Raw genomic sequence first — 25,938 nt, 5'->3', positions numbered from 1 at the left:
AGCCGATGCACGCGCCAACCACCGCGCCAAGAGACAACAACTTCGATTTCCTGCGCTTCTTTGCCGCCTCGATGGTCGTGTTCGGCCACAGCTACGGCCTATCCGGTCAGGCGGACCGGGAACCTCTGCGCCTGTTCAGCGGCAGCTACGACTCGGCGGATATCGCCGTACACGTGTTCTTCGTGATGAGCGGTTTCCTCATTGCGGCGTCCTGGCTGAACAGCCGCAGCGTGCTGGATTTTGCCGCCAAGCGAGCCCTGCGCATCATGCCGGCACTGATCGTCTCGGTGCTGTTCGTGGTCCTGCTGATCGGCCCGCTGGCCACCGAGCTGCCGCTTGGCGATTACTTCACCGCCCCCGGCACGCTCGCCTATCTGGCCAATGCCGCGCTGATCACCGAGTTCCGCCTGCCCGGCGTATTCGAGGCCAACCCGTTTCCCCACACCGTCAACGGTTCGCTCTGGACACTGCCTTACGAAGTGCTGATGTACGTCACCGTGCTGACGCTCGGAATCGTCAAGGTCTTCGGCCGCAGCAGCGCGCTGATCGGCCTGATTCTGATGGTGGGTGTGCACTTCCACCTGATGCCGATCTACGAGATGCAGAGCGACCTGCTGCGCAAGGCCACTCGCCTGGGAATGTTCTTCTATACCGGCGTGCTGCTCTATCTGTACCGGCAGCTCGTTCGGTGGAACTGGAAAATCGCAGCTCTGCTGGTTGCGGCCAACCTGGTGAGTGCCCGCACCGATCACTGGGAGCTGGTGCACGTGCTGACCCTGCCCTACCTGACGCTCTACCTCGCCCAACTGCGCATTCCGAGGCTGTCCGGCTTCGGCAAGGCCGGCGACTTCTCCTACGGCCTGTACATCTTCAGCTTCCCGGTCCAGCAGCTTCTGATGCACTGGACCGACGGCCAGTTGCCACTGATTCCCTTCATGCTGCTTGGCTTCGCTGCCAGCCTGGCGCTCGCGGTGCTGTCCTGGCACCTCGTCGAATCGCCAGCGCTTCGGCTCAAGCGCTACCTGCCGCGCCAGAGCCCCTCAACGGCGCCGGTAGTTGCGACATCCAATCGCTGATCGCTAAAAATCCTCTACGGGACTGGCGAGCGCGTCCTTGAGCTTTCTTGCCTCCAGTTTAGGAAACGAAAAACGGACGGCAAGTATCGAGTCAGCGCCGTCATCCATTATCACCAGCTCAGCGACACGCGTATTGTCCTTGGCGGCAGCTACGGCTGTCGTGACATTAGGATGCTTCTTGGCGCGATCCAGGCCTTCGATGAAGGTGTAGGTTAGGTTTCCTGCGTTAGCCGCCACGCTTTCGTAACTGGACAACTTTGCTGCGAAATCCTGCCGGCTGCTACGGCGGTCCAGATCAAGAAGATCAAGCTGCGAACTGGCATCAGCCAGTGAGACAAGCGCAAAGGTCTTAGCCAGCGCAGCGACCGCCTGTACATAGGCCTGCTGCTCAAAAGCTGACAACAGACTGACCATATAAAGCTTGTCGCCGGAGAACAGTAAAGCGGCGGTAAAAGCGTGCCCCACGAATTTGACGTCATCTATGCACAGTGCGGTGGCGCCAATTTCTACAGAACAATCGTAATAGCCAGCCTGATTGCTGTATTTGCTGAACGGCGCGCCATACACATGCTCCTTGAACAGCGCATCATCGGCCAAAGCGCTCGTGCACAACGCCATGGCAGCGGTCATCGCCAGGCCTTTCGATAGCAACGTTTTCATGAAGTCCATTTCCCCTGTTGAATGAAGGCGGCGATGATAGCCTTTTGACACCTCATGCAACACGATCGCAGTACGACCGCCGCATGCGACCAATGGTTCGAGGTTTAGCCCAGCCAGACCGCCACGCTCCCGGCCAAGGCAATGGAACGGTGAACCGCTGAACGGACGAGCGCTCCCGCTTTCAGTCTGGCTAAAAAATGCTCAGCTCTATATACTCGCGCGCCTTTTTCATGCGCGGTTTTCGAGGTTCAAAGTCGATGAGCAAAACGCCAACAGTCGGGTTCGTGAGCTTGGGTTGCCCCAAGGCAACGGTCGACTCTGAACGCATCCTCACCCAGCTGCGCATGGAGGGCTATCAGATCGTGCCGTCCTACGAGGATGCCGATGTGGTGGTGGTCAACACCTGCGGTTTCATCGACAGCGCCAAGGCTGAATCGCTGGACGCCATTGGCGAGGCGATCGCCGAGAACGGCAAGGTGATCGTCACCGGTTGCATGGGCGTCGACGAGAACAACATCCGCGGCGTGCACCCCAGCGTGCTGGCGGTTACCGGCCCGCAGCAGTACGAGCAGGTGGTCAATGCGGTGCACGAAGTGGTGCCGCCGAGCATCGAGCACGATCCTTTCGTCGATCTGGTGCCGCCGCAGGGCATCAAGCTCACCCCGCGCCACTATGCCTATCTGAAGATTTCCGAAGGCTGCAACCATACCTGCAGCTTCTGCATCATCCCGTCCATGCGCGGCAAGCTGGTCAGCCGCCCGGTGGGCGATGTGCTCAGCGAAGCCGAGCGCCTGGTCAAGGCCGGCGTGAAGGAAGTTCTGGTGATCAGCCAGGACACCAGCGCCTATGGCGTGGACCTCAAGTACAAGCTGGATTTCTGGAACGGCCAGCCGGTCAAGACGCGCATGCTCGAGCTGTGCGAGGAGCTGGGCAAGATGGGCGTCTGGGTGCGCCTGCACTACGTCTACCCCTACCCCAACGTCGACGACGTGATCCCGCTGATGGCCGCCGGCAAGATCCTGCCGTACCTGGACATCCCCTTCCAGCACGCCAGCCCGAAGGTTCTCAAGGCGATGAAGCGCCCCGCCTTCGAGGACAAGACCCTGGCGCGCATCAAGCAGTGGCGCGAGATCTGCCCCGAGCTGACCATCCGCTCGACCTTCATCGTCGGCTTCCCCGGCGAGACCGAGGAAGACTTCCAGTACCTGCTCGACTGGCTGACCGAAGCCCAGCTCGACCGCGTCGGCTGCTTCCAGTATTCGCCGGTCGAAGGCGCACCGGCCGAGACCATGGGCCTGGAACCGGTACCGGACGAGATCAAGCAGGACCGTTGGGACCGCTTCATGGCGCACCAGCAGGCCATCAGCGCCGCGCGCCTGCAGCTGAAGGTCGGCAAGGAGCTGGACGTGTTGATCGACGAAGTGGATGACGACGGTGCCATCGGCCGCTCCTGGGCCGACGCCCCGGAGATCGACGGCATGGTCTACGTCGACAGCGAACAGCCGCTGCAGCCGGGCGACAAGGTCCGCGTGCGTGTCACCAACGCCGACGAGTACGACCTCTGGGCCGAAGTGATCTGAGCTGATCGGTTAGACAAAACGCCCCGCATCTGCGGGGCGTTTTCATTTCTGAGCCACGAGCCCTGGGCCGCGTAGGGTGGAAAACGGCGCAGCCTTTTCCACCGCCTGATTGCCGGCTCGTCAACGCCGCGGCGGTTGCCGCACCGGTGCATTGCCGGCCACGTAGTACTTCGCCGTGCTGCGCGGCAGCGGCTCATGACCACGAATCCGGTCGGCGATCTTCTCGGCGATCATGATGGTGGTCGCGTTGAGGTTGCCGGTGATGATCTGCGGCATGATCGAGGCGTCCACCACGCGCAACCCTTCCAGCCCATGCACCCGGCCCTGGCCGTCGACCACGGCCATGTCGTCGCTGCCCATCTTGCACGAGCAGGACGGGTGATAGGCCGTCTCGGCGTGCTCGCGGACGAAGGCGTCCAGCTCGGCATCACTCTGCGCATCGATACCAGGGCTCAGCTCGCGACCGCGGTAAGGGTCGAGCGCCGGCTGAGCGATGATCTCGAGGGTGATGCGGATGGCATCGCGGAATTCGCGCCAGTCCTGCTCGTGGGCCATGTAGTTGAACAGAATGCTCGGGTCCTCGGCCGGGTCGGTCGAGCGGATCTCGATACGCCCGCGGCTGGGCGAGCGCATCGAGCCGACGTGGGCCTGGAAACTGTGACCGTCATGGGCGTTGCTGCCGTTGTAGCTGACCGCCACCGGCAGGAAGTGGAACTGGATGTTCGGCCATTCGAACTCGTCACTGCTGCGGATGAAGCCGCCGGCCTCGAACTGGTTGCTGGCGCCGATGCCGCTGCCGAGGAACAGCCATTCGGCGCCGATGGCCGGCTGGTTCCACCATTTCAGCGCCGGATACAGCGAAACCGGCTTCAGGCACTCGAACTGCAGGTACATCTCCAGGTGGTCCTGCAGATTCTGGCCAACGCCGGGCAGCTCGTGGACAAGTTTCACGCCGACCCGGCGCAGCAGCTCGCCCGGCCCGACGCCGGAGCGCTGCAGGATCTGCGGCGACGCGATCGCTCCACCGCAAAGCAGCACCTCGCGACGCGCCCGCACGATGTACGGGTCCTTGCGGTCGCGCAGGTAGCGCACACCCACTGCGCGCTTGCCTTCGAACAGGACGCGATCGGTCACCGCATACGTTTCGATGGTCAGGTTCGGCCGCTCCCTGGCCTGGTCCAGATAGCCGCGCGCCGTGCTGGCGCGCCGGCCCTGGGGCGTCACGGTACGGTCCATCGGGCCGAAGCCTTCCTGCTGATAGCCGTTGAGGTCGTCGGTACGCGGATAGCCGGCCTGCACACCGGCTTCGACCATGGCGTGGAACAGCTCGTTGTTGTCGGCCTTCGGCGTGGTCACGCTGACCGGGCCGACAGCGCCGTGGTAGTCGTTGGGGCCGATGTCGCGCGATTCGGCCTTGCGGAAGTACGGCAGGCAGTCGAGGTAGGTCCAGTCCTCCAGTCCCGGTGCCTTGGCCCAGTTGTCGTAGTCCAGGGCGTTGCCGCGGATGTAGCACATGCCGTTGATCAGCGACGAGCCGCCCAGGCCCTTGCCGCGACCGCAGTCCATGCGACGGTTGTTCATGTGCGGCTCGGGGTCGGTCTTGTAGGCCCAGTTGTAGCGCGTGCCCTGCAGCGGATAGGCGAGCGCGGCGGGCATCTGGGTGCGGAAGTCCAGCCGGTAGTCCGGGCCGCCGGCTTCCAGCAGCAGCACGCTGACGTCGGTGTCCTCGGTCAGGCGTGCGGCGAGCACGTTACCGGCCGAGCCGGCGCCGATGATGATGTAGTCGTATTCCATGATCTACCTCCCTCAGAACACCGAGGCGAACTCGCCCAGCTCCACCTGTACCGATTTGACCCGCGTGTAGTGCGCCAGCGAGGCAATGCCATTTTCGCGACCGATGCCGGACTGCTTGTAGCCACCGACCGGCATCTGCGCCGGCGATTCGCCCCAGGTGTTGATCCAGCAGATGCCAGCCTCGAGGCGATGGATGATGCGGTGCGCCCGCGCCAGATCGGTGGTGACCACGCCGGCGGCGAGGCCATATTCGGTGTCGTTGGCGCGACGGATGACTTCGTCCTCATCCTGATATTCGAGCAGGCTCAGCACCGGGCCGAAGATCTCTTCGCGCACGATGGTCATGTCGTCGCTGCAGTCGCTGAAGACGGTGGGTGCGACGAAGGCGCCCCTGGCGTAGTCGCCCTCGGTCACCCGCTCACCGCCACAAAGCAGCCGCGCGCCAGCGGCCTTGCCCTGGGCGATGTAGTCGAGCACTTTGTTCATGTGCGCGAAGCTGACCAGTGGGCCGAAGTTGCTCTCTTCCTGCTGCGGATCACCCAGGCGAATGCGCTGCACGCGCTCCAGCAGCTTGGCCTCGAAGGCCGCTTTCAGGCCCGCTGGAACGAACACCCGGGTGCCGTTGGTGCACACCTGGCCGGAGCTGAAGAAGTTGGCCATCACCGCGATATCGGCCGCGCGATCCAGATCGGCGTCCTCGCACACGATCAGCGGCGACTTGCCGCCCAGCTCCATGGTCACGTCCTTGAGCGACGATGCCGCCGCGCTGGCCATGACCTTCTTGCCGGTGGCCACACCGCCGGTGAAGGACACCTTGGCGATGCGCGGGTGCTCGGTGATCAGCGCCCCGACGCCGGCGCCACTGCCGGTCAGCACGTTGAACACGCCATCGGGCAGCCCGGCCTCACTGAAGATTTCCGCCAGCTTGAGCGCGCTCAAGGGCGTGACCTCACTGGGCTTGAAGATCATCGCGTTGCCCGCGGCCAGTGCCGGTGCGGCTTTCCACAAGGCGATCTGGATCGGATAGTTCCAGGCGCCGATGCCGGCCACCACGCCCAGCGGTTCGCGCCGGGTATAGACGAAGCTGCTGTCGCGCAGTGGAATCTGCTCGCCCTCGATGGCCGGAGCCAGGCCCGCGTAGTACTCCAGCACGTCGGCACCGGTGACGATGTCGACGCTTCGGGTTTCGCTCAGCGGCTTGCCAGTGTCCAGGGTTTCCAGCAGCGCCAGCTCGTTGTTGCGCTCGCGCAAGAGATCGACCGCGCGCCGCATGATGCGCGCCCGCTCGATGCCGGTCAGTGCCGCCCAGACGCGCTGGCCCTGCTCGGCGCTTTCAACCGCACGTTCCAGGTCGGCCGCACCGGCCTCAGGCACTTCGGCGAGCACCTCGCCGTTGGCCGGGTTGATGCTCTCGAAGGTCTGGTTGCTGCTGGCGTCGACGTAGGCGCCATGGATATAGAGTTGCTGCCGTGGGAAACGGGCCATGTTCTACCTCGTTCGTACTGTTCGTGGCGGCAGCGGATCGACGCTGCCGCGACATGAATGGAACGCCTCGGGGATCGCCCGAGGCGTACAGGGTCAGGGTGTCGGCGCCGCGCCCGGATTGGGCATGCCGCTTTCACCACCGCCGTTCTCGCGCTGCAGATGCAGGAAATGCATGTGGTGCTCGTAGTGGTCGAGGATGTCCTCGATCAGCTGGCGCCGGGAGTAGCCCATCAGGTCGTAGCCCAGGCTGCCCTGGCGCAGATGCACCTCGAGCCGGTAGTAGTCGGCGTTGCTGCTCTGCGTGCGCAGGGCGAAGGAGGGCATGGTGCCGCGCACCGGCCAGATCTGGTAGGTGAAGTCCTGCTCGCTGCCCAGATTGACGTGCAGCGCCAGGTGCTCGTTGCCCGGTTCGCCTTCGACGATCTCCACGGGCACGCCCTTCTCGCCCAGCGCCTTCTGAATCTCCTCCATCGCCGGCTTGCACACGTCCTTCAGGTAGCGACGGATCTGCGAACGGCTGGGAAAGCTCATCGCCCGCGACAGCCGCTGACTCCAGTTCATCTGCGTGTGTTCCAGCGTGGCGCGCCCGGACAAGTAGCCGGACAGGCTCTTCTGGTAGCTGTCGGCCATGACGCCCTCGACGTGCAATGCCTTGAACAGCCCGTACATCATGAACAGCAGGACGATGGAGAACGGCAGCCCCATGATCACCACGGTGCCCTGCAGCGCAGTCAGGCCGCCCGCAATCAGCAGCGCCAGGGTGAGAATGCCGATGATCGCCGCCCAGAGGATGCGCATCCACACCGGCGCATCGCTGTTCACATCCTTGAGGATGGAGGTGAAGTTCGACAGCACCAGCGAGCCGGAGTCGCCGGAGGTGACGAAGAACACGATGGCGAGGATGGTCACCACGATGGTAGTGAGACCGGCCCAGGGCAGGCTCTGCAGGAACAGATAGATCGACGAGCCAGGGTTGCTCACCGCCTGCTGACCGAATTCGAGGGCGCCGCCCATGACCATCTCGATGGCGCTGTTACCCATGATCGACATCCAGGCCATCATGAAGGCCAGCGGCAGCAGCAACGTGCCGATGACGAACTCGCGGATGGTGCGACCGCGGGAAATGCGCGCCAGAAACAGGCCCACGAACGGTCCCCAGGCGATCCACCAGGCCCAGAAGAACACTGTCCAGGCATTCAGCCAATCGGTCGGACGGCGGTAGGCGTAGGTGTCCAGCGACAGGCTGATGAAGTTGGAGAAGTAGTCGCCGACGTTCATCACCAGCGCGTTGAGCAGGAACACCGTATCGCCGACCACCAGCACGAACAGCAGCAGCAGGACCGCCAGCAGCATGTTGAATTCGGAAAGCCGGCGAATCCCGCGCTCGACCCCGGTCGCCGCCGAGATCGCCGAGAACACCACGATCAGCACCACCAGCACCGCCTGGGTAAGCGTGCCTTCCGGTATGCCGAAGATGTAGTTGAGGCCGAAGTTGAGCTGGATGATGCCGATGCCGAGACTGGTAGCGATGCCAAACACCGTGCCCAGCACCGCGGCAGTATCGACGGTATGCCCGATGGGGCCGTAGATGCGCTTGCCGAAGATCGGATACAGCGATGAGCGGATCGACAGCGGCAAGCCCTGGCGAAAGCTGAAATACGCCAGCGACATGCCGACCAGGGTATAGACACCCCAACCGGAAAGGCCCCAGTGCAGGAAGGTCAGCTCCATGGCGTGGCGCGCGGCCTGAGTGGTTCCGCCCTCGCCTACCGGCGGTTCGAGGAACTGGGTGATGGGTTCGGCGATGCAGAAGAACAGCAGGTCGATGCCGATCCCGGCGGAAAACAGCATCGCCGCCCAGGTGACCACGTTGAATTCGGGTTTGGAATGATCCGGCCCGAGGCGGATCTTGCCGTAACGGCTGGTCGCCACGATCACTACGAACAGCAGGTAGAGCAGCACGGCGAGAAAGTAGAACCAGCCGAATGAATTGGAAATCCAGCCAAGTACCGTGTTGATGATCGCCAGCGAGCGATCGGTGAAGAACATCGTCCATACGGCAAACAACACGATGGCGATTGCGGAACCGTAGAAAACTACGGGATTGATCCGGTCAGCGGGCGCGTCGGAATCATTGGGCGAGAGCTCAGCCTCGTTCATCAGTTCTATCTCCTGAACTTGTTCTGGCTTTTACGACATCGCGGTGCGACGTATTGCGGCAGGTAGCGGGCAAATCTCTTGAGATTGGTGCGCACCAATGGCGGGTTGGGCATGCATAGCAGCCGTACTGATGACGGCTATGCCCGTCGGCAAGGGCTGCCGACAAAAAAACAAGTTTGAATTCTGCTCCCATAATGGCGAAGTCGGCGCGCATCCTACACGATAAGCTTCAAATTCGCGAATTTACGTCAAAGTCGGCGATATCTGCGCGCCCCGCTCCGACTCGGCAGTCACCGATTCAGGGCGTTATGAAGCAGATCCCTGAAGCGTTAAGCCACTGCGTTTTCAGCTGCAAATGAGGTGGCATATGATCAGCCAAATTCAATAGCAGAGATGTTCCTATGTCGTCCGATCCACGCTTCAACGCCATGCCCGATGCCAACGGATATTTCGGCCCGTATGGCGGCCAGTTGGTACCGCCACACCTCAAGCAGGCGATGGACGACATCAACCTTGCCTATGAGGAAATCCGTCAACGGGAGGACTTTCAGCAGGAACTGGCGTCGCTATTCGCAGACTATGTGGGTCGGCCAAGTCCGATCTTCCACGCTCGGCGCCTGTCTGAGCAGCTCGGCGGTGCGCAGATCCATCTGAAGCGTGAAGACCTGAACCACACCGGCGCACACAAGATCAATCATTGCCTCGGCGAGGCCCTGCTCGCCAAGTTTATGGGCAAGAAGAAGGTCATTGCAGAGACTGGCGCAGGACAGCACGGTGTTGCCCTGGCTACCGCCTGCGCGCTGGTGGGTATTCCCTGCGAGATTCACATGGGCCAGGTGGATATCGAGAAGGAGCATCCCAACGTCACCAAGATGAAGATCCTCGGCTGCAAGCTGATCGCCGTCACCCGCGGCGCGGCGACGCTCAAGGAAGCGGTGGACAGCGCCTTCGAGGAATACCTGAAGGACCCGCACAACTACATCTACGCCATTGGCTCGGTGGTCGGCCCACATCCGTTCCCGAAGATGGTCCGCGATTTCCAGTCAATCATCGGCACCGAGGCCCGTGAGCAATTCCTCGCCAAACATGGCCGCCTGCCCGATCGCGTAGTTGCTTGCGTCGGTGGCGGCTCAAATGCCATGGGCATGTTCACCGCATTTCTCGAAGATGCCGCGGTCGAGCTGATCGGTATCGAGCCGGCCGGTGAAAGCCTGGACAAGCCAGGCCGCCACTCGGCCACGCTGACGAAGGGCAAGCCAGGCGAACTGCATGGCATGGCCTGTTACGTGCTGGAGGATGCCGATGGCAACCCGTCCGCGGTGCACTCCATCGCTTCCGGTCTGGACTACCCCGGTGTCGGCCCACAGCACAGTTATCTCAAGGACATCGGCCGGGTGAACTACCAGACCGCGACCGACCAGGAATGCCTGGACGCCTTCATGACTCTATCGCGTGTGGAGGGCATCATCCCTGCCCTGGAAAGCGCCCATGCCGTGGCCTGGGCGATTCGCACCGCGCCGACGCTGGGCAAGGACAGCCATATCCTGGTCAACCTTTCCGGCCGCGGCGACAAGGACGCCGATTACGTCGCCAACCTGCTCGGCCTGTAACACATCAGCGCGGGCCGACAGTGCATATGCGCGTCGGCCGGGCGTAAACGCAACAGGCGGCCATAGCGGTTAAGATGCGCAGCCGCCCGACTGCTTCCAGGCCCGTGTAATGGATCACAGCGTCTCGCCTATCGGCTACGTCCGCTCCTGCTTCAAGGAGAAGTTCGCCATCCCCCGCCAGCCCAGCCTGGCGCCAGCCGCACGTGGCGTGCTGGAACTGCTGCCGCCGTTCGACAGTGGTGATGCGGTAGCCGGGCTCGAGCAGGTCAGCCACGTGTGGCTGCTGTTTCTCTTCCATCAGGCGCTGGAAAGCAAACCCCGCCTCAAGGTTCGCCCGCCACGTCTGGGCGGCAATCGCACGGTTGGCGTGTTCGCCACGCGAGCAACGCACAGACCCAATGGCATCGGTCAGTCGGTGGTCAGGCTGGATAAGGTCGAGCCGGGACGACTGTTCATTTCCGGCATCGACCTGCTGGACGGCACCCCGGTGCTGGACATCAAACCCTACGTGCCCTACGCCGATGCGCTACCTGACGCACGCAACGACATGGCCGCCGATGCGCCAGAGTTGATCGAGGTGCAATGGTCGGAATCGGGATTGCTGCAAGCCCGCCGCGAAGCACTGCGCCTGGGCGAGCCTCTGGTCGAACTCATCGAACAGTGCCTGGCGCAGGACCCGCGCCCGGCCTATCAGAAGCCGGAGCCCGAACGACGTTACGGCGCGCAGTTATGGGATGTGGACGTACGCTGGCACTACCCTGCGCCAGGCGTGATCCGCGTTCTGGAAGTCGCGCCAGCAGCGCCGCAACCGGCCTAGGGGCGGCGCGGCGCCCCTCCTCACTTGCCGGCGGGCGTCAGCAACAGACGCCGGTTGCCGTAGACCTTGTCGAGATTCTCCGTCTTGAACGGGAAACTCATGTAGTTCGCCTTCATCCACGCGTCGATGCCATCGGCGTAGTGAGGGCTGGCCGGATTGCCCGACTGGCCTGAACTGTTGAGGCCGATCATCGGCTCGTCGCGGCCAAAGTCGACGAGGATGCGCATCGCCGGGATCAGCCAGGTATCGAAGTCCGTTCCCAGGTGATAGGCCGAGGCATTCAGCGTGCTGTGGTCGCCGCCCATGGCAAAGGGGCCGCGATCCAGGTAGCTGCCGATAGCGTTGATCTTGCTCCGCTGGCTGGCCGGCATATGCGACGCCAACTGCGTCGCGCCGGAGGTCCAGCTGGCGGTGTGCAGCTTGCCCCACTGCCACGCACTGCGATCGTTGCCTAGGCGGCCTTCCAGCAGACTCACCGCACCAGCAAGACTGCGTGCCAGAATCGCCGGCTTGTCTTCGGTTTGCGCAGTCCGCTGGTCGTTCCAGAACGGGCTGTCTTCACGTCCGAGCAAATGGTCCGCCTGCGCCGAGTAGGACGTGTTAGCCGTCTGCACCAGCGCTCGCCACGCCTGCGTATCTTCCGGCCCCAGCTCGTCGAGGAACGTCTGCCGCGCGCTTTCGTGCAGGAAAGCGCCATACAGCGCAGCATCGGCCGAATCCGCAGCGAGCTTGCCGTCGAACGCCATCAGTCGATCCAGCGCTTCTCGCGCCTTGCTGCGTTCGGCGGCCGGCAGTGCATCGATCGCCTTGCGCAACGGCTCGGCCATGCCCGGCGCCTCGAACATTGCCCTGAGCTTGGCGGTAAACGGCGTGACCTGGTCGTACTGCATCGCGATGGTACTGCGGGTGTCATGCTTGCCCCGCCCCGCCAGTTCCGCCAGGCGCTCATAGCGCTCGGGGCCATACCAGGAGCTGGAAAGCTGCATCCCGTAACCGCGCGGTACACTGCGATGGTTGGCGGTGCCGAGCCAGCCCTGGATAGGATCCTGGTCGTAGGGATGCAGCATCGGATCAGCGAAGCCGTCCCAGTCATAACGATTGTCCCAACCCGGCGACGGCACCAGCCCCAATCCCTCGCGACGATTTGGGAAGCGTCCGGTGACCTGCCAGCCGATTCCCTGCTGGTCAGCAAACACCAGATTCAGCGCCGTCGCACGAATTTCGCGGGTCGCCTCGAAGGCCTGATCCACCGATTGCGCGCGGGACAGATCGAAGAAGGCATCCAGGGTGCGATCGGCCTCCAGCTGCGTGGTTTTCAGCGCAAGGCCGTAACCACTGCGGAGCTGTAGCGGTTGCAAGGGGTGCTTGCGCTCGCCGAGCGCCGTGTTCAGCAGAGGCCCATTACGGGTTTCGTAGATGGTCTCGCGAATCGGCCGCTCGCCTTTGACGAAGTAGGTTTCGTGCCGCTCGCGGGCCTGCAGCCACTTGCCATCGGCCAGGTACATCAGCCGCGAGCCTTCGCGGCGCACCTGCTCGAGATAGAGGTCCTGATTGTCGCCCATCACCATGGTCATGCCCCAGCCGAGCTTGCCGTTGAAACCGGCGACCACTGCTGGCACCCCGGCGATGGTGACACCCGCGGCCTGGAACTTCGGTGCGCGGACCTGCATGAAATTCCAGTACGAAGGCATCGACAGCGGCAGGTGCGTGTCGTTGGCCAGAATCGGTTTGCCGCTACGGGTGTTGCTGCCGGCAATGGCCCAGTTGTTCGACGCAGCCATCCCAGTCGGGGTCAACGATGCCAAGTTTTGCGCCGCCTGCTCGATCGCCGCCAGCCCTGGTACCGATCCACCCAGCGCGAGTCCCTTGAGCTTGTCGGCTTCGGCGAACGGCAATGCTTCGTCCGGATAGATCGGCAGCAACCAGGCGAGCTTATCGCTACCCACCTTCTGCGCCAGCAGCAGCGCCGCCACTTCTTCATGCAGATTCTGCGAAAGCCCGAAGTTGAGCAAACAGAACACCAGCACCGAGTCCTCGGGCTTCCAGTACTCAGGCTTGTAGCCGGACTCGGCAAGGTCCATCGGCAGCTTGTCCTGATGGCGATACAGGTAGGCGTTCACGCCGCGGGCGTAGACCTCGAAGAACTTCTTCATCCGCGGCGAGGACTCGCGATAGAGCAGCTCGGCGCTCTGGCGCAGATTCACCGCGCGCATGAAGCGGTCGGTCTCCAACACGCCGGGGCCGACCATCTCCGCCAATCTCCCTTGAGCCATCAGCCGTAGGCTGACCATCTGGCTCAGACGATCGGTGGCGTGGACGTAACCCATGGCGAACAGCGCATCGTGGAACGACGAGGTTTCGATCAGCGGCATGCCCAGCGAATTGCGCCGGATGCTCGCGCTGCCTGCCAGGCCGGTCAGCGGCTGAATGCCCTGCGACGGCGGCAGGCTGGCGCTGTAGCGATTATCGAGATAGGCCTGACAACCGCCAAGGCCGGCCAGGCCGAGTGCGGCCCCCAGCGTCAGGCGAACCAGGGCGAACGGCAGACGCAGAGACATCAAAGACTCCTGAGCGAGCTTGGCAAGGGATGGTACTGACAGATTAGAGGGCGCGCGGCGAAGAAGATCGGTCGATCAGGCCGCGTCGCGGGATTTTGGCAGAGCTTCGTCGAGCAGCCAACGGGCCGAACGCCGAGCCTCGGCCTTGTGCTGCAGCTCGAGGGCACTGAACTGCGCTTCATGTCGGCGCCGCTCCTGCTTGTCCAGAGCCTTCCAGGCCGCATGGGTCGGCACTTGCTCGGTGGCCTCGAACAGCTGCTGGAAGACCTGACAACGAGGATGCTGCCCCAGCGCCACATCATAGTTGTCGAGCAGCACCTTGATGCGGATTGCCCCTTCGATGAGCGGGACTTGCTCCTCCAGCAGGCAGCTGGCGAGGATTCGCAGATCCTCCGCCAGTGCGGTCTGCTGCTGCGTCCGCGCCTCTGCCTGCAACCGCTCGTTGCGCCAGACACGGCGCCAGAGATACAGCGCATAGCCACCCAGCGCAGCAATCAGCAGCGCGGCGATGACGAACAGACCGATGGCCAGGGTCATGACAGGCTCAGGCGCCGTGGCATTTCTTGTACTTCTGCTGGCTGCCACAAGGGCACGGGTCATTGCGACCGACGTCCTTCAGCGGATTACGCACAGGCTCGTGGCTGTGATTGCAATGCGGGCCATGAACGTGGTGATGGTCATGGTCGTGATCGTGGTTGCAGTCGGGACCATGTACGTGGGGTTCTTGACTCATCTGGGTACTACTCCGGAATAAAGTTGCCCGGGATTATCTCGCCATTGTTGGAAATGTGCACGCGCCGGCCCATCATCAGTCCGGTCTTGAGCTCACCGGCCAGGCGGTAAGCGATCGGGCGGTCGGGCTTCTCCAGCAGGCGCACGATGTACTTCATATGACGCCAGAGGTTGGTGTGCACCGGCACTTCGTAGTACTCGAAGCTGTTGGCGGGCACCGTCAGCCAGCCACTGGACTCGCCACTGGCCAGCTCCACATCGTTGAGATGGACTTTGTAAATCAGCCCGCGCACCGGCAGGCTGTGATCGTTGGGGTTGTCGATACGAAAGCGCAGCATGAATTGCTGTTCCAGCAGCCGCGCCTTGATGATATCGACCTTGGTGAGCTCGACCGTAGGGTCCTTGAAATCGCCCGAAAACCAGGTCGAGCATCCGGCCATGCCGCCAAGCAGGCAGAGCAACACGACGGTTCTAAGAATTCTTATTGTGTGTGCCTGGCAAAACATTCCGGTACTCCAAAGGACGGCCAAGTGTAGCAAGCAGCATGCTTGCCGCAACGGGGGCCACCGCAAAAATACCAGTCTCAGGCCGCAATATGACAACGACGTTTCAGACAAAGCGCTCCCGCATTGCAGTGCGCCGCGGATCACTCACGTCGCCAGCACGTTTGCGAGGACCTGTCGCGCCTTGCCTATGCCGGCAGCCAGTGCCGCCTCGATCTCGGTCATGGTGATCACCCCGCTCGCCTTGCCAGCCGCCGGATTGACCACCAGCGCCAGGCAGGCATAAGGCAGGTCGAGTTCGCGCGCCAGCGCAGCCTCGGGCATTCCGGTCATACCGACGATGTCGCAGCCGTCGCGTTCCATACGGGTGATCTCCGCTACGGTTTCCAGCCGCGGACCCTGCGTGCAGCCATACACACCGTGACTGCTGAACGCATAGCCCTCGGCTGCGAGTGCGCCGATCAGGCGCTCGCGCAGCGCTTCGTCATAGGGATAGCTGAAATCGATGTGGGTCACGTGATCTATATCGCCTTCGAAGAAGGTGTGTTCGCGACCGTAGGTGTAATCGACAATCTGATGGGGTACGCAAAAATGTCCGGAGCCCATGGCCGAATGGATGCCACCGACCGCATTGATTGCAAGAATCGCCTCCGCCCCGGCCTGCCTCAGCGCCCATAAGTTGGCTCGGTAATTCACCTGATGTGGCGGAATGCGGTGCGGATGGCCATGCCGTGCAAGGAACAGCACCTCTCGGCCGCTGTACTCGCCACGCAGGATCTCACCGGACGGGCGCCCGTAGGGCGTATCGATGAGCTGCGCGCGCTGCATCTTGAAGCCGCTCAACTGAGTCAGGCCGGTGCCGCCGATGATGGCATGGACAGTCATGGGTATTCCTTGAAAGAAAAAGGGTCAGTCAATCAGATCGGCGGCCTTGAGCGCGCCAATCGCGTCAAGCCAACGCGGATTCTGCTTGTACTCAGCAGCGAACTCCCGGCGAGCGCGCATACGCGAAAGCGCAGGTGGCGCCGTGACGCTGAGGCGCTGCAGCGCAGCCAACGCCAGTTCAGCCGCCGCCCGATCATTGCACACCAGCCCCATGTCACAGCCGGCAACCAGCGCTGCCTGGATGCGATCGGCCGCATCGCCGGCAACGTGCGCGCCCGCCATCGACAGATCGTCACTGAAGATCACGCCCTTGAAGCCGAGCTCGTTACGCAGGATGTCCTGCAGCCAGCGCCGCGAGAAACCTGCGGGCTGGTCATCGATCTGAGGATAGATCACGTGCGCCGGCATGATCGCATCGAGCGTGCCGCTCAGCGCCTTGAAGGGAATCAGATCACAGCGGCGCAACTCCTCAAGACTTCGTTCGTCGACCGGGATCGCCACATGGGAGTCCGCCTCGGGCCAGCCATGACCGGGAAAGTGCTTGCCGGTTGCGGCCATACCCGCCGCGTGCATGCCACGGATGAACGCGTCGATCAGCACTACGGCGGCCTGAGGATCGCATTCGAATGCACGCGTTCCCACCACGGCACTGCGCTGGTGGTCAAGATCGAGAACCGGTGCGAAGCTGAAATCCAGGCCCGCAGCGAGTACCTCGGTCGCCATCACCCAACCGCAGGCTTCCGCCAGCCGCGGCGCGTCGGCGCAGCGCGCAAGTTCGCGCATCGGCGGAAGCCGTACGAAACCCTGGCGCAGCCGCTGAACGCGGCCACCCTCCTGGTCCACCGCCAACAGCAGGTCTGGCCGCACGGCTCGAATCGATCGACACAACTCGTCGACCTGGCGCGAGTGCTCGATGTTTCGGGCAAACAGAATAAGCCCGCCGACCTCGGGCTGGCGAAGCAGCTGGCGATCTTCGGCAGTCAACCAGGTACCAGCAATGTCCAGCATCAGTGAACCGTGCATATGCAGAAGGAATCCTTATTCGAGTTCAGCGGCAGCCCAATCGGGACAGGGCGCCTCGTCGATGCGCACCGCACAGTGAGGCGGCACCAATGGGAAGAGTTGCAGCAGGTCGGCATTGCGCATGCGAATGCAACCATGGGAAAGAGGTACGCCCATCGGCTCACAATCGGGGGTGCCGTGAATGTAGATGTAACGGCGGAAGGTATCGACCTGCCCCTGGCGATTGACTCCAGGCTCGCACCCGCTGAGCCAGAGAATCCGAGTCAGGATCCAGTCACGACCGGGAGAAATTCCGTGAAGCTCAGGGGACCATACCTCCCCTGTCCAGCGCCGCCCACGCAACACCGCACCTTGAGGCAAACCGTCACCGAGGCGCGCACGCACCTGATGCAGACCGCGCGGCGTGCAACCGGAACCGTTCAGCTCGCCCGCACCATTGCGTGCCGTAGAGACAGAAAAGCGCAGATGCAACTGGCCCTCAGCGAAGCCGTAGAGCTGCTGATCGGCGATGGAAATATGCAGAAAATCGAGAAATGCCATGGGCGGCTAGCTTAGCCGATCACCCGGCAGGCTTGTAGCTCAAGCCTTCGCCGGAATGGCCACTGCGTTGCGCCGCGCGATCGGTTGTGCCGCCGCCAGCGTGTTGTCATCAATGCCACTGTCGGCGCGCATGCCGGCCGCGAGAAACGGCACCATCATACGCATGACCTGCTCGATCGAGGTTCTGACGCCAAAATCGTTCTCGGAAATAGCGCGCAGTGCCTTGATACCCGACATGCTGAATGCCGCCGCACCAAGCATGAAGTGCACACGCCAGAACAGTTCGATGGGCGGAATGGCCGGCGCCGCGTCATGCACCTTGAGCATGTAGCGACGGAACACCTTGCCGTACATGTCTTCCAGATAGCGGCGCAGGTGGCCCTGGCTCTGACTGAAAGACAAGCCTAGCAGGCGCATGAAGATGGACAGATCATCGCCGCTGCGCGGTTTGACCGCCAAGGCCTGCTCGACGAGGATTTCCAGCAGTTCCTCGAGCGTGTCCTTCCTGTCGGTCAATGCCTCGCGTCGATCCAGTTCACGCTCGAGACTGGCGCAGAATGGCCCGAGAAAACGCGAGAACACCGCCTGGATCAGCGCCTTCTTCGAACCGAAATGATAGTTCACTGCCGCGAGGTTGACCCCAGCCTTGCTGGTGATCAGGCGAAGCGAGGTTTCGGCGAAGCCTTTTTCCGCGAACAGCTGTTCCGCTGCATCAAGAATGCGCTCAACTGTTTCCGACTGCGCCATGCCCCCTCCGAAAGACAAACAACTGTTTGAAACTTACGTTTCACCGACCGGCAAGTCAACCACGAAACGCCTTGTGGCACTAGCGTCATTGTCGCAGACAGACCACGGAGCACGCCGGATGTGCTTTCTAAACCATCATAATCATTCGTTGCCAAGGCCGGAGCACTGTATATAATCCCAGTCACTGTATAAAAGAACAGAGACCGACATGATCAAGCTGACGCCTCGCCAGACGGAAATCCTCGCGTTCATCAAGCGCTGCCTGGAAGACAATGGGTATCCACCCACTCGCGCAGAGATCGCTCAGGAACTCGGCTTCAAGTCACCCAACGCTGCCGAAGAACATCTCAAGGCACTTGCCCGCAAGGGCGCTATCGAGATGACGCCCGGGGCGTCTCGCGGGATACGTATTCCGGACTTCGAACCCGCCGCATCCGAAAATGGCCTGCCGATCATCGGCCGCGTTGCTGCCGGCGCGCCGATTCTGGCGCAGCAACATGTCGAAGAATCCTGCCAGATCAGCCCCGCGTTTTTCCATCCGCGCGCCGATTATCTGCTGCGTGTCCACGGCATGAGCATGAAGGACGTCGGCATTTTTGATGGCGACCTGCTGGCCGTGCACACCACCCGTGAGGCCCGCAACGGCCAGATCGTGGTTGCTCGCGTCGGTGACGAAGTCACGGTGAAGCGTTTCAAGCGTGACGGCAAGAAGGTTTGGCTGTTGGCTGAAAACCCCGAGTTCGCGCCCATCGAGGTCGACCTCGAACAGCAGGAACTGGTGATAGAAGGCTTGAGTGTCGGCGTAATCCGCCGCTAAGGAGAAGGTTCATGCAGTACCAGACCAGCACTTCCCGGCCCCAACTTTCGTTGTTCGACGGCGTCATTGCGCAAAGCCTGGCACCGTTCGGCAACCTGAAACCACGCAACAAACCCGAGCAGGACAAGGAATATCTGAGCGAGTTGAGCCTGAGTGGCAGCAGCGAGCACTGCCACCTGCTGCTTGCCCCGATCCTGCGTGAACTCGGCGATGCAACGGACAGCCGCTGGCTGACGCTGATTGCCCCGCCTGCTTTCCTCTCGCAGAACTGGCTGCGCAAGTGCGGTCTGAATCGCGAACGCATCATCCTGCTGCAGCCACGCGACGCCGAGGGGGCGATGGAACTCGCCTGCAAAGCCCTGGCCTCGGGGTGCAGCCATACCGTGGTCAGCTGGTTTGATCAGCTCGATGGGGCAACACGTAGCAAACTATGCGCAGCCGCCAGCCTGGGCGCAGCTCAGAGTCTGAATATTCGTCTCGGATGTTGAACCGCACGGCACAGGGACGTGCTGAAAATCGCGGATGGAATCCTGAAGCTATAACAACAGCTCACTCAGTGCAGAACACGCGGCTCTTCATCGTCACGCTCGAAATCCCCTTCCGACATGCGACCGGCCATCTGAACGCCGACATTGAACATCGCCTTGGCAATCTCGACGTGCTGCCCCTGTAGAAATAGCTTGGCGTCTTCCGAAAAATTCAGCGTGACCAACACCTCTTCGTCCTCGGCACGACGAAGCACGATGCGCCCGTCAGGTAGCTCGACGATTTCCAGAAAAGATGTAGGCATGGATCAGCTCCGCGTGAAAGGCGGCCATTGTAGCAGCCGACCAGCCTCAGGACAGCCTTTGCAGGCCTCAAGCTCCTTTCGCTAGCAACACCCCGATAGGTAGCAGCATCATGCAGCCGTGAATTGCCCGACCAACAAAACGATGCGGCTATGGATACCGACACGTAGCATGCACAAAAAAAAGCGCGCGCCGGCGCTCGATAAGGATTGTGTATGACAACCCGCACCTTGCTGCTTACCGCCTTGGCCATGCTTGCATTTGCCGGCAACTCGATCCTATGCCGTATCGCCTTGCGAGACACCGCTATTGACCCGGCCAGCTTCACCGGCCTCCGTATACTGGCCGGAGCGCTCACGCTCTGGCTACTGTTGCGAATCGGCACGCCGAGACAATCGCAGGGCGGAGATTGGTTCAGCGCCTTGGCGCTGTTCGTCTACGCCGCTAGTTTTTCCTACGCCTATATCAACCTGGATGCCGGAGCCGGCGCCCTGCTGCTGTTCGGCGCGGTGCAGTTGAGCATGCTTGCTTGGGGATTGCTGCGGGGCGAGCGCTTTAGCGCTTGGCAGATTGTCGGCTTGCTGTTGGCATTGAGCGGATTGCTGATTCTGCTGCTGCCGGGAAGCAGCGCGCCGGCATTGGACGGCGCACTGCTCATGCTGCTGTCCGGTGTCGCCTGGGGCATCTATTCGCTGCGTGGACGGGGCGCGAGCAATCCCCTTGCAGCAACTGCGGGCAATTTCATCAAGGCCGTGCCGCTGGCAGCAGTGCTTTGTCTGGTGACGCTTGGCCAGCAGCAATGGGATGCGCCAGAAATCGTGTACGCCCTGCTCTCCGGGGCGCTGACCTCTGGCGTCGGCTACGCCATCTGGTACGCGGCGCTGCCCGGTCTTGCGGCAATACAGGCGGCGAGCGTCCAGCTCAGCGTTCCGCTACTCACAGCCATCGCCGGGACTGTGCTGCTGGGTGAAGCGTTGACGGCAACGCTGATCATCTCAGGTGCGGCGATTCTCGGCGGCATCGCCATGGCCCTGAGTATCAGGCACCGCGGCTGACGCCACGGTCCCGAGTGTCACCATTCGGTCAGCGACTCACGAAAACGTAATGCCAGGCCCTTGAGGTTCTGTCGCCAGGCTTCCAGCTCGACGCGCGAAAGCGGTGGCACATCGTCCTCGACACTGACTGCCTCGATCAACGGCTGGCGCGGATCAGTCTTGGCCTTGGCAGGAGCGCGTGGCGGCTGGAGCAGCTGCTTGTAGGCGGTAAGCAACTGCCCGAGCCAGGTGCTTGGCTGCTCCGACAATTCCAGCAATTCGGCGAGTTCCGGGCTCGGCGCAGCCTCGAGCACGCTGCGGGTCAGAAATGCCTCGACGACAGGCGCATCCGCACCGGGCGATCGGTAGTAACCGGCGATCTCATGGCACAGTCCAAGCAAGGCGCCGTAAAGGTGGAACAGGCAAGCCTCACGTTCGGCCTGAATCAAACCTTGAGAATTCATCGAGGCAGATTCTTCGGCCTTGCGCCAGCTTTCCAGTGACAAACCGGCGAAGAAGATCTTCTGGTTGGTACGTGTGTAGAGCTCGTGAGCCATGGCGTGCTCTCCGAAAGAAGATGGACAGAGAATGGACCTTCACAGGTTGCCGCACCAGATCGGCTGACGAAGTGTCAGCCAATCTGAAGAACGCACTCGGTGCAGCCGGTCTGCTGAGCGGTCGACCGCAAAGAAATCAGCGTTTGTCTTCGACCTTCCACTTGCCGCCGTCGTAGAACGCTTTCCAGCCGGTCGGCTTACCGTCCACTTCGGTCTGCACGTACTGCTCCTTGGTCTTGCGGCTGAAGCGGATAACCGCGAAGCGGCCTTCCGGATCCTTCTGCGGCGCATCGAGCAGGAAGTGGTACTTGGGATCGATCTCGTCCTTGTGCGGAATCAGCTCACGCACCAGCGGCGCGCGGGTTTCGCGATTCTTCGGGAACTGACTGGCAGCCAGGAACAGGCCGGAAGCGCCATCGCGCAGTACGTAGGTGTCGTCGACCTTGTCGCACTTGAGCTCGGGCATCTTCACCGCATCCATCTTCGGTGGCGCGGCTTCGCCATTTTTCAGCAGCTTGCGGGTGTTCTTGCATTCGGCGTTGGTACAACCGAAGAACTTGCCGAAGCGACCGGTCTTGAGCTGCATTTCGCTGCCGCACTTGTCGCATTCCAGGCTCGGGCCTTCATAGCCCTTGATGCGGTACTGGCCTTTCTCGATCTCATAACCCGAGCAATCCGGGTTGTTGCCGCAGATATGCAGCTTCTGCGTCTCGTCGAGCAGATAGGCATCCATCGCGGTACTGCAGATCGGGCAGCGGTGCTTGCCAAGCAGCACGCGAGACTCGGACTCGCCCTCGTCATCGGCAGCGATCTCGTCGCCCGGAACCAGGTTGACGGTGGACTTGCAGCGCTCCTTCGGCGGCAGGCTGTACCCGGAGCAACCGAGGAACACGCCGGTGGAAGCGGTACGGATCATCATCGGCCGACCGCAGACCTTGCACGGGATATCGGTCACGGTCGGCTGATTGGCACGCATGCCGTTCTCGCTGGCCTCGGCAACCTCGAGCTTCTTGCGGAAGTCACCGTAGAATTCGTCCAGTACGTGCTTCCAGTCGCGCTCACCCTGGGCGACGTCGTCCAGATGCTCTTCCATGCCGGCGGTGAAACCGTAGTCCATCAGATTGTTGAAGCTCTCGGACAAGCGCTCGGTGACGATGTCGCCCATCTTCTCCGAATAGAAACGGCGGTTGTGCAGCGAAACGTAGCCGCGGTCCTGAATGGTCGAGATGATCGCGGCGTAGGTGGACGGCCGGCCGATACCGCGCTTCTCCATCTCCTTGACCAGACTGGCTTCGGAGTAGCGCGCTGGCGGCTTGGTGAAGTGCTGGCTCGGGTCGAGCTTGAGCAGCTTCATGTCGTCGCCCTTGTTCATCTCCGGCAACACGTCATCCTCACCGGCCTTGCTCTGCTGCGGCATGACCTTGGTGTAACCGTCGAACTTCAGCATGCGGCCCTTGGCGCGCAGTTCGAAATTGCCGGCAGCGACGGTCACGCTGGTGGACAGGTACTGTGCCGGCGGCATCTGGCAGGCTACGAACTGGCGCCAGATCAGCTCGTACAGACGCTCGGCATCGCGTTCCATGCCCGAAAGCTGGGTCGGCCGCAAGTTGACGTCGGACGGGCGAATCGCCTCGTGCGCTTCCTGCGCGCCTTCTTTGCTCGAATAGACATTCGGTTTTTCCGGCAGGTACTTGTCGCCGAACTCGCTCTCGATGAAACCGCGCACCATACCGATCGCGTCAGCGGAAAGGTTGGTCGAGTCGGTACGCATGTAGGTGATATAACCGGCTTCGTACAGGCGCTGAGCCATCATCATGGTCTTCTTCACACCGAAGCCGAGGCGATTGCTCGCCGCCTGCTGCAAAGTCGAAGTGATGAAGGGGGCCGAGGGCTTGCTGCTCGTCGGCTTGTCTTCGCGCTTGCTGACGCTGTACTGCGCGCCCTTGAGCTTCTCCAGTGCAGCGGTGGCTTGGGCTTCGTTCAGCGGCTTGAAGGCTTCGCCGTTCTCACGCGCGACCTCGAAACGCACCTTGGCCTGCTGCGCATTCGCCAGGTCCGCGTGAACTTCCCAGTATTCTTCCGGAACGAAGGCGCGAATCTCACGCTCGCGCTCGACCACCAGCTTCACCGCTACCGATTGCACTCGGCCGGCGGAAAGCCCGCGGGCGATCTTCGCCCAGAGCAGCGGCGACACCATGTAGCCAACCACCCGATCGAGGAAACGACGCGCCTGCTGTGCGTTGACCCGGTTCAGATCGAGTTCGCCAGGCTTGGAGAAAGCCTCCTGAATCGCCTTCTTGGTGATCTCGTTGAACACCACGCGCTTGTAACGGCTGTCGTCGCCGCCAATCGACTCGCGCAGGTGCCAGGCGATGGCCTCCCCCTCTCTATCCAAGTCGGTCGCGAGATAGATGGTGTCGGCTTCCTTGGCCAGACGGCGCAGTTCCTCGATGACCTTTTCCTTGCCGGGCAGGATCTCGTACTTGGCCTTCCAGCCGTGCTCCGGGTCGACCCCCATACGGGTGATGAGTTGACGCTTGGCCTTCTCCTTCGGCGACAGCGCAGGCGCTTCGGCGGCCGCAGCCTTGCCGCGCTTGACCGGCTCCTTGTTGGCAGAGCCGCTGGTAGGAAGGTCGCGGATATGGCCGATACTCGACTTCACCACGTACTGGTTGCCCAAATACTTGTTGATTGTCTTGGCCTTGGCCGGTGATTCCACGATGACCAGCGATTTACCCATGGAGAGGAGAGTTCCTGAATCTAGAGGTGAACAGAGGCGGAGCCTCCGACAGTTTGAATACCCGCACCGGCGCTAAACGGCAAGGCATCAGCGTACGTTAGTGCGCGTTTTGCGAACGGGCCGACCTGACAGAAAAATCGCCCTGCCCGGCTCCGCCTGGTGCGAATCAGATCAGCCGTTCGATGCCATCCAGCGAACAGCAAGGTTTAAGCTCTGTCTGAAAAGCACCGCTATATATAGTGGCGATGGAGGTGAGGTCAAGCGCGGACCTGGTGGCCGCTAGCCAGCTCAACCTTCGAAAACGCTCGTTTCGGCTTCGATCAATGCGAAACGCGGGACCGTTTCGCCGTTGACTTCGACAGTCTCGATGAACATCGACAACGGGCGCACCCAGAGTCCACGTTCCCCATACAGCGCCTGGTAGAACACCACCGACTCCTCGGTCTCGGAGTGCCGCGCAACAGCGAAAACGCGATATTCCGGCCCCTTGTAATGGCGATAACGCCCCGGCTGCAACTGCATGCCTACCTCCACACAAATACAAAAAAGAAAAACCGGGGCACCAGGCCCCGGCTTCCATGCACCGGCTGACAATCATATTCCCGCTCAGTCGCGAGATTGGCTGTCAGCCTAGCGCAGTCATTTGCATCTGTCTGTTAGACGCGTTCGAAGACCGTACTGATCCCCTGGCCCAGACCGATACACATGGTGGCGATACCAATCGTACCGTTGTTCTGCTTCATCACGTTCAGCAGGGTGCCGGAGATACGCGCACCGGAGCAGCCGAACGGGTGACCCAGGGCGATCGCGCCGCCGTGCAGGTTGACCTTCTCTTCCATCTTGTCGAGCAGCTTGAGGTCCTTGAGCACTGGCAGGGCCTGTGCAGCGAAGGCCTCGTTCAGCTCGACGTGGCTGATGTCATCCATGGTCAGACCCGCACGCTTGAGCACTTTCTGGGTGGATGGCACCGGGCCGTAACCCATGATTGCCGGGTCGACACCGGCCAGTGCCATGGCGCGAACCACGGCCAACGGCTGGATGCCGAGATCCTTGGCGCGCTGGGCGGACATGACGATCATGCAGGACGCGCCGTCGGTGATCTGCGAGGAAGTACCTGCAGTCACGGTGCCGCCCTTCGGGTTGAACGCAGGCTTCAGCGCAGCCAGGCTTTCCAGGGTGGTGTCCGGACGGATGGTTTCGTCGTAATCGAAGACCTTGAGGAAACCATCCTCGTCATAGCCTTCCATCGGGATGATTTCATCCTTGAAGTTGCCTTCCAGCGTGGCCTTGTGCGCCAGGCGGTGCGAACGCTCACCAAAGGCATCCTGCTGCTCGCGGGTGATGCCGTGCATCTTGCCGAGCATTTCGGCAGTCAGGCCCATCATGCCGGACGCCTTGGCGGCGTACAGCGACAGCTGCGGGTTCGGGTCGACGCCGTGCATCATGCTGACGTGGCCCATGTGCTCCACACCACCGATGACGAACACGTCACCGTTGTTGGTCTGGATGGCCTGCACGGCAGTGTGCAGGGCGCTCATGGACGAACCGCAGAGGCGGCTCACGGTCTGGCCGGCGCTGGTGTGCGGGATACGCGTCATCAGCGAAGCCATGCGGGCGATATTCCAGCCCTGCTCGAGGGTCTGGTTCACGCAGCCCCAGATCACGTCCTCGACTTCGGCCGGGTCGATCTTCGGATTACGCGCCAGCACGCCGTCGATCAGGTGTGCGGACATGGTCTCAGCGCGGGTATTACGGTGCATGCCGCCCTTGGAGCGCCCCATCGGGGTGCGACCGAAGTCGACGATGACTGCATCTCTTGGATTCAGGCTCAT

Annotated in this window: 24 protein-coding genes; 7 read left to right on the top strand and 17 right to left on the bottom strand. The window is 62.0% G+C overall.

Annotated features, from left to right (window positions below):
* Positions 1–5: 5 nt before the first annotated feature.
* Entirely contained in the window at positions 6–1,076 is a 1,071-nt protein-coding gene (locus tag BM275_RS04685; RefSeq protein ID WP_090519573.1) for an acyltransferase family protein, read from the top strand.
* A 3-nt stretch (positions 1,077–1,079) separates the two neighbouring features.
* On the opposite strand, the gene BM275_RS04680 is transcribed toward BM275_RS04685, so the two are convergent.
* Positions 1,080–1,736 (bottom strand): hypothetical protein, encoded by a 657-nt coding sequence (locus BM275_RS04680; RefSeq protein WP_046620644.1) that lies wholly within the window; start codon positions 1,734–1,736, stop codon positions 1,080–1,082.
* A 257-nt stretch (positions 1,737–1,993) separates the two neighbouring features.
* On the opposite strand from BM275_RS04680, the gene rimO reads away from it, so the two are divergent.
* The gene (gene rimO, locus BM275_RS04675; protein WP_090519572.1) at positions 1,994–3,316 is read left to right on the top strand and encodes a 30S ribosomal protein S12 methylthiotransferase RimO; all 1,323 of its coding nucleotides are present in this window, start codon (positions 1,994–1,996) and stop codon (positions 3,314–3,316) included.
* Between the two features lie 120 nt (positions 3,317–3,436).
* Here rimO and betA read toward each other — a convergent pair whose 3' ends face one another.
* From betA to BM275_RS04660, 3 genes are all read right to left on the bottom strand, one after another.
* A complete protein-coding gene (gene betA / locus BM275_RS04670) occupies positions 3,437–5,110 on the bottom strand; it encodes a choline dehydrogenase (protein ID WP_090519570.1) in 1,674 nt (557 codons plus the stop codon).
* A gap of 12 nt (positions 5,111–5,122) precedes the next feature.
* Positions 5,123–6,595 carry a betaine-aldehyde dehydrogenase gene (gene betB / locus BM275_RS04665; RefSeq protein WP_090519569.1) on the bottom strand — a complete coding sequence of 491 codons (1,473 nt, stop codon included), beginning with the start codon at positions 6,593–6,595 and terminating at the stop codon, positions 5,123–5,125.
* Positions 6,596–6,688: 93 nt separating this feature from the next.
* Entirely contained in the window at positions 6,689–8,755 is a 2,067-nt protein-coding gene (locus BM275_RS04660; RefSeq protein ID WP_090519567.1) for a choline transporter, read from the bottom strand.
* 401 nt (positions 8,756–9,156) lie between these two features.
* Between BM275_RS04660 and trpB the strand changes: the two genes are divergently transcribed.
* Both trpB and tsaA read left to right on the top strand, forming a co-directional pair.
* Complete coding sequence (gene trpB / locus BM275_RS04655) at positions 9,157–10,365, top strand: tryptophan synthase subunit beta (RefSeq protein WP_090519565.1); 1,209 nt, start codon at positions 9,157–9,159, stop codon at positions 10,363–10,365.
* A 109-nt stretch (positions 10,366–10,474) separates the two neighbouring features.
* Complete coding sequence (tsaA, locus tag BM275_RS04650; protein WP_090519562.1) at positions 10,475–11,182, top strand: tRNA (N6-threonylcarbamoyladenosine(37)-N6)-methyltransferase TrmO; 708 nt, start codon at positions 10,475–10,477, stop codon at positions 11,180–11,182.
* Positions 11,183–11,202: 20 nt separating this feature from the next.
* On the opposite strand, the gene BM275_RS04645 is transcribed toward tsaA, so the two are convergent.
* From BM275_RS04645 to BM275_RS04610, 8 genes are all read right to left on the bottom strand, one after another.
* Positions 11,203–13,740 carry a penicillin acylase family protein gene (locus BM275_RS04645; RefSeq protein ID WP_090519560.1) on the bottom strand — a complete coding sequence of 846 codons (2,538 nt, stop codon included), beginning with the start codon at positions 13,738–13,740 and terminating at the stop codon, positions 11,203–11,205.
* A gap of 75 nt (positions 13,741–13,815) precedes the next feature.
* Positions 13,816–14,277: a DUF2489 domain-containing protein gene (locus tag BM275_RS04640; protein ID WP_003302495.1), complete on the bottom strand. Its 462-nt coding sequence runs from the start codon at positions 14,275–14,277 to the stop codon at positions 13,816–13,818.
* 7 nt (positions 14,278–14,284) lie between these two features.
* The gene (locus BM275_RS04635; protein ID WP_003302497.1) at positions 14,285–14,473 is read right to left on the bottom strand and encodes an SEC-C metal-binding domain-containing protein; all 189 of its coding nucleotides are present in this window, start codon (positions 14,471–14,473) and stop codon (positions 14,285–14,287) included.
* A 7-nt stretch (positions 14,474–14,480) separates the two neighbouring features.
* The gene (locus BM275_RS04630) at positions 14,481–14,978 is read right to left on the bottom strand and encodes an LEA/WHy family protein (RefSeq protein WP_036999573.1); all 498 of its coding nucleotides are present in this window, start codon (positions 14,976–14,978) and stop codon (positions 14,481–14,483) included.
* Positions 14,979–15,122: 144 nt separating this feature from the next.
* Entirely contained in the window at positions 15,123–15,860 is a 738-nt protein-coding gene (locus tag BM275_RS04625; protein WP_023445660.1) for an S-methyl-5'-thioinosine phosphorylase, read from the bottom strand.
* Positions 15,861–15,884: 24 nt separating this feature from the next.
* A complete protein-coding gene (gene nagZ / locus BM275_RS04620) occupies positions 15,885–16,883 on the bottom strand; it encodes a beta-N-acetylhexosaminidase (protein ID WP_090519558.1) in 999 nt (332 codons plus the stop codon).
* A 15-nt stretch (positions 16,884–16,898) separates the two neighbouring features.
* The gene (locus tag BM275_RS04615) at positions 16,899–17,423 is read right to left on the bottom strand and encodes a L,D-transpeptidase (protein ID WP_090519556.1); all 525 of its coding nucleotides are present in this window, start codon (positions 17,421–17,423) and stop codon (positions 16,899–16,901) included.
* A gap of 39 nt (positions 17,424–17,462) precedes the next feature.
* Positions 17,463–18,170 carry a TetR/AcrR family transcriptional regulator gene (locus BM275_RS04610; protein WP_090519554.1) on the bottom strand — a complete coding sequence of 236 codons (708 nt, stop codon included), beginning with the start codon at positions 18,168–18,170 and terminating at the stop codon, positions 17,463–17,465.
* Positions 18,171–18,378: 208 nt separating this feature from the next.
* Between BM275_RS04610 and lexA the strand changes: the two genes are divergently transcribed.
* Entirely contained in the window at positions 18,379–18,987 is a 609-nt protein-coding gene (gene lexA / locus BM275_RS04605; protein WP_014820593.1) for a transcriptional repressor LexA, read from the top strand.
* Between the two features lie 11 nt (positions 18,988–18,998).
* Positions 18,999–19,475 (top strand): SOS-induced cell division inhibitor SulA, encoded by a 477-nt coding sequence (gene sulA / locus BM275_RS04600; RefSeq protein WP_090519553.1) that lies wholly within the window; start codon positions 18,999–19,001, stop codon positions 19,473–19,475.
* Between the two features lie 65 nt (positions 19,476–19,540).
* Here the strand turns inward: sulA and BM275_RS04595 are convergent, their stop codons facing one another.
* Positions 19,541–19,777 (bottom strand): hypothetical protein, encoded by a 237-nt coding sequence (locus BM275_RS04595; protein WP_014820595.1) that lies wholly within the window; start codon positions 19,775–19,777, stop codon positions 19,541–19,543.
* Between the two features lie 213 nt (positions 19,778–19,990).
* Here BM275_RS04595 and BM275_RS04590 point away from each other — a divergent pair, with 213 nt between their 5' ends.
* Positions 19,991–20,830 carry a DMT family transporter gene (locus BM275_RS04590; protein ID WP_090519552.1) on the top strand — a complete coding sequence of 280 codons (840 nt, stop codon included), beginning with the start codon at positions 19,991–19,993 and terminating at the stop codon, positions 20,828–20,830.
* Positions 20,831–20,847: 17 nt separating this feature from the next.
* On the opposite strand, the gene BM275_RS04585 is transcribed toward BM275_RS04590, so the two are convergent.
* The 4 genes from BM275_RS04585 to fadA all read right to left on the bottom strand — a co-directional run bounded on the left by BM275_RS04585 (position 20,848) and on the right by fadA (position 25,938).
* Positions 20,848–21,366, bottom strand: a complete 519-nt coding sequence (locus BM275_RS04585) for a DUF6586 family protein (protein WP_023445656.1) — start codon at positions 21,364–21,366, stop codon at positions 20,848–20,850.
* 136 nt (positions 21,367–21,502) lie between these two features.
* The gene (gene topA, locus BM275_RS04580; RefSeq protein WP_090519551.1) at positions 21,503–24,106 is read right to left on the bottom strand and encodes a type I DNA topoisomerase; all 2,604 of its coding nucleotides are present in this window, start codon (positions 24,104–24,106) and stop codon (positions 21,503–21,505) included.
* Between the two features lie 288 nt (positions 24,107–24,394).
* On the bottom strand, positions 24,395–24,628 hold the full coding sequence (locus BM275_RS04575) for a DUF1653 domain-containing protein (protein WP_014820599.1): 234 nt from the start codon (positions 24,626–24,628) through the stop codon (positions 24,395–24,397).
* A gap of 134 nt (positions 24,629–24,762) precedes the next feature.
* On the bottom strand, positions 24,763–25,938 hold the full coding sequence (gene fadA / locus BM275_RS04570) for an acetyl-CoA C-acyltransferase FadA (RefSeq protein ID WP_003285577.1): 1,176 nt from the start codon (positions 25,936–25,938) through the stop codon (positions 24,763–24,765).

Origin of the sequence: Stutzerimonas kunmingensis, from assembly GCF_900114065.1 — a bacterium.
GTDB lineage: Bacteria > Pseudomonadota > Gammaproteobacteria > Pseudomonadales > Pseudomonadaceae > Stutzerimonas > Stutzerimonas kunmingensis.
This window is presented reverse-complemented; position numbering and strand designations above follow the sequence as displayed.

Coding starts and splice junctions, on each gene's coding strand:
- lexA (WP_014820593.1), top strand. CDS start 18,379: ATGATCAAGCTGACGCCTCGCCAGACGGAAATCCTCGCGTTCATCAAG.
- BM275_RS04630 (WP_036999573.1), bottom strand. CDS start 14,978: ATGTTTTGCCAGGCACACACAATAAGAATTCTTAGAACCGTCGTGTTG.
- BM275_RS04680 (WP_046620644.1), bottom strand. CDS start 1,736: ATGAAAACGTTGCTATCGAAAGGCCTGGCGATGACCGCTGCCATGGCG.
- sulA (WP_090519553.1), top strand. CDS start 18,999: ATGCAGTACCAGACCAGCACTTCCCGGCCCCAACTTTCGTTGTTCGAC.
- BM275_RS04575 (WP_014820599.1), bottom strand. CDS start 24,628: ATGCAGTTGCAGCCGGGGCGTTATCGCCATTACAAGGGGCCGGAATAT.
- BM275_RS04615 (WP_090519556.1), bottom strand. CDS start 17,423: ATGGCATTTCTCGATTTTCTGCATATTTCCATCGCCGATCAGCAGCTC.
- BM275_RS04610 (WP_090519554.1), bottom strand. CDS start 18,170: ATGGCGCAGTCGGAAACAGTTGAGCGCATTCTTGATGCAGCGGAACAG.
- betB (WP_090519569.1), bottom strand. CDS start 6,595: ATGGCCCGTTTCCCACGGCAGCAACTCTATATCCATGGCGCCTACGTC.
- BM275_RS04585 (WP_023445656.1), bottom strand. CDS start 21,366: ATGGCTCACGAGCTCTACACACGTACCAACCAGAAGATCTTCTTCGCC.
- fadA (WP_003285577.1), bottom strand. CDS start 25,938: ATGAGCCTGAATCCAAGAGATGCAGTCATCGTCGACTTCGGTCGCACC.
- BM275_RS04590 (WP_090519552.1), top strand. CDS start 19,991: ATGACAACCCGCACCTTGCTGCTTACCGCCTTGGCCATGCTTGCATTT.
- BM275_RS04660 (WP_090519567.1), bottom strand. CDS start 8,755: ATGAACGAGGCTGAGCTCTCGCCCAATGATTCCGACGCGCCCGCTGAC.
- BM275_RS04635 (WP_003302497.1), bottom strand. CDS start 14,473: ATGAGTCAAGAACCCCACGTACATGGTCCCGACTGCAACCACGATCAC.
- BM275_RS04595 (WP_014820595.1), bottom strand. CDS start 19,777: ATGCCTACATCTTTTCTGGAAATCGTCGAGCTACCTGACGGGCGCATC.
- topA (WP_090519551.1), bottom strand. CDS start 24,106: ATGGGTAAATCGCTGGTCATCGTGGAATCACCGGCCAAGGCCAAGACA.
- rimO (WP_090519572.1), top strand. CDS start 1,994: ATGAGCAAAACGCCAACAGTCGGGTTCGTGAGCTTGGGTTGCCCCAAG.
- nagZ (WP_090519558.1), bottom strand. CDS start 16,883: ATGCACGGTTCACTGATGCTGGACATTGCTGGTACCTGGTTGACTGCC.
- trpB (WP_090519565.1), top strand. CDS start 9,157: ATGTCGTCCGATCCACGCTTCAACGCCATGCCCGATGCCAACGGATAT.
- tsaA (WP_090519562.1), top strand. CDS start 10,475: ATGGATCACAGCGTCTCGCCTATCGGCTACGTCCGCTCCTGCTTCAAG.
- BM275_RS04645 (WP_090519560.1), bottom strand. CDS start 13,740: ATGTCTCTGCGTCTGCCGTTCGCCCTGGTTCGCCTGACGCTGGGGGCC.
- BM275_RS04625 (WP_023445660.1), bottom strand. CDS start 15,860: ATGACTGTCCATGCCATCATCGGCGGCACCGGCCTGACTCAGTTGAGC.
- betA (WP_090519570.1), bottom strand. CDS start 5,110: ATGGAATACGACTACATCATCATCGGCGCCGGCTCGGCCGGTAACGTG.
- BM275_RS04685 (WP_090519573.1), top strand. CDS start 6: ATGCACGCGCCAACCACCGCGCCAAGAGACAACAACTTCGATTTCCTG.
- BM275_RS04640 (WP_003302495.1), bottom strand. CDS start 14,277: ATGACCCTGGCCATCGGTCTGTTCGTCATCGCCGCGCTGCTGATTGCT.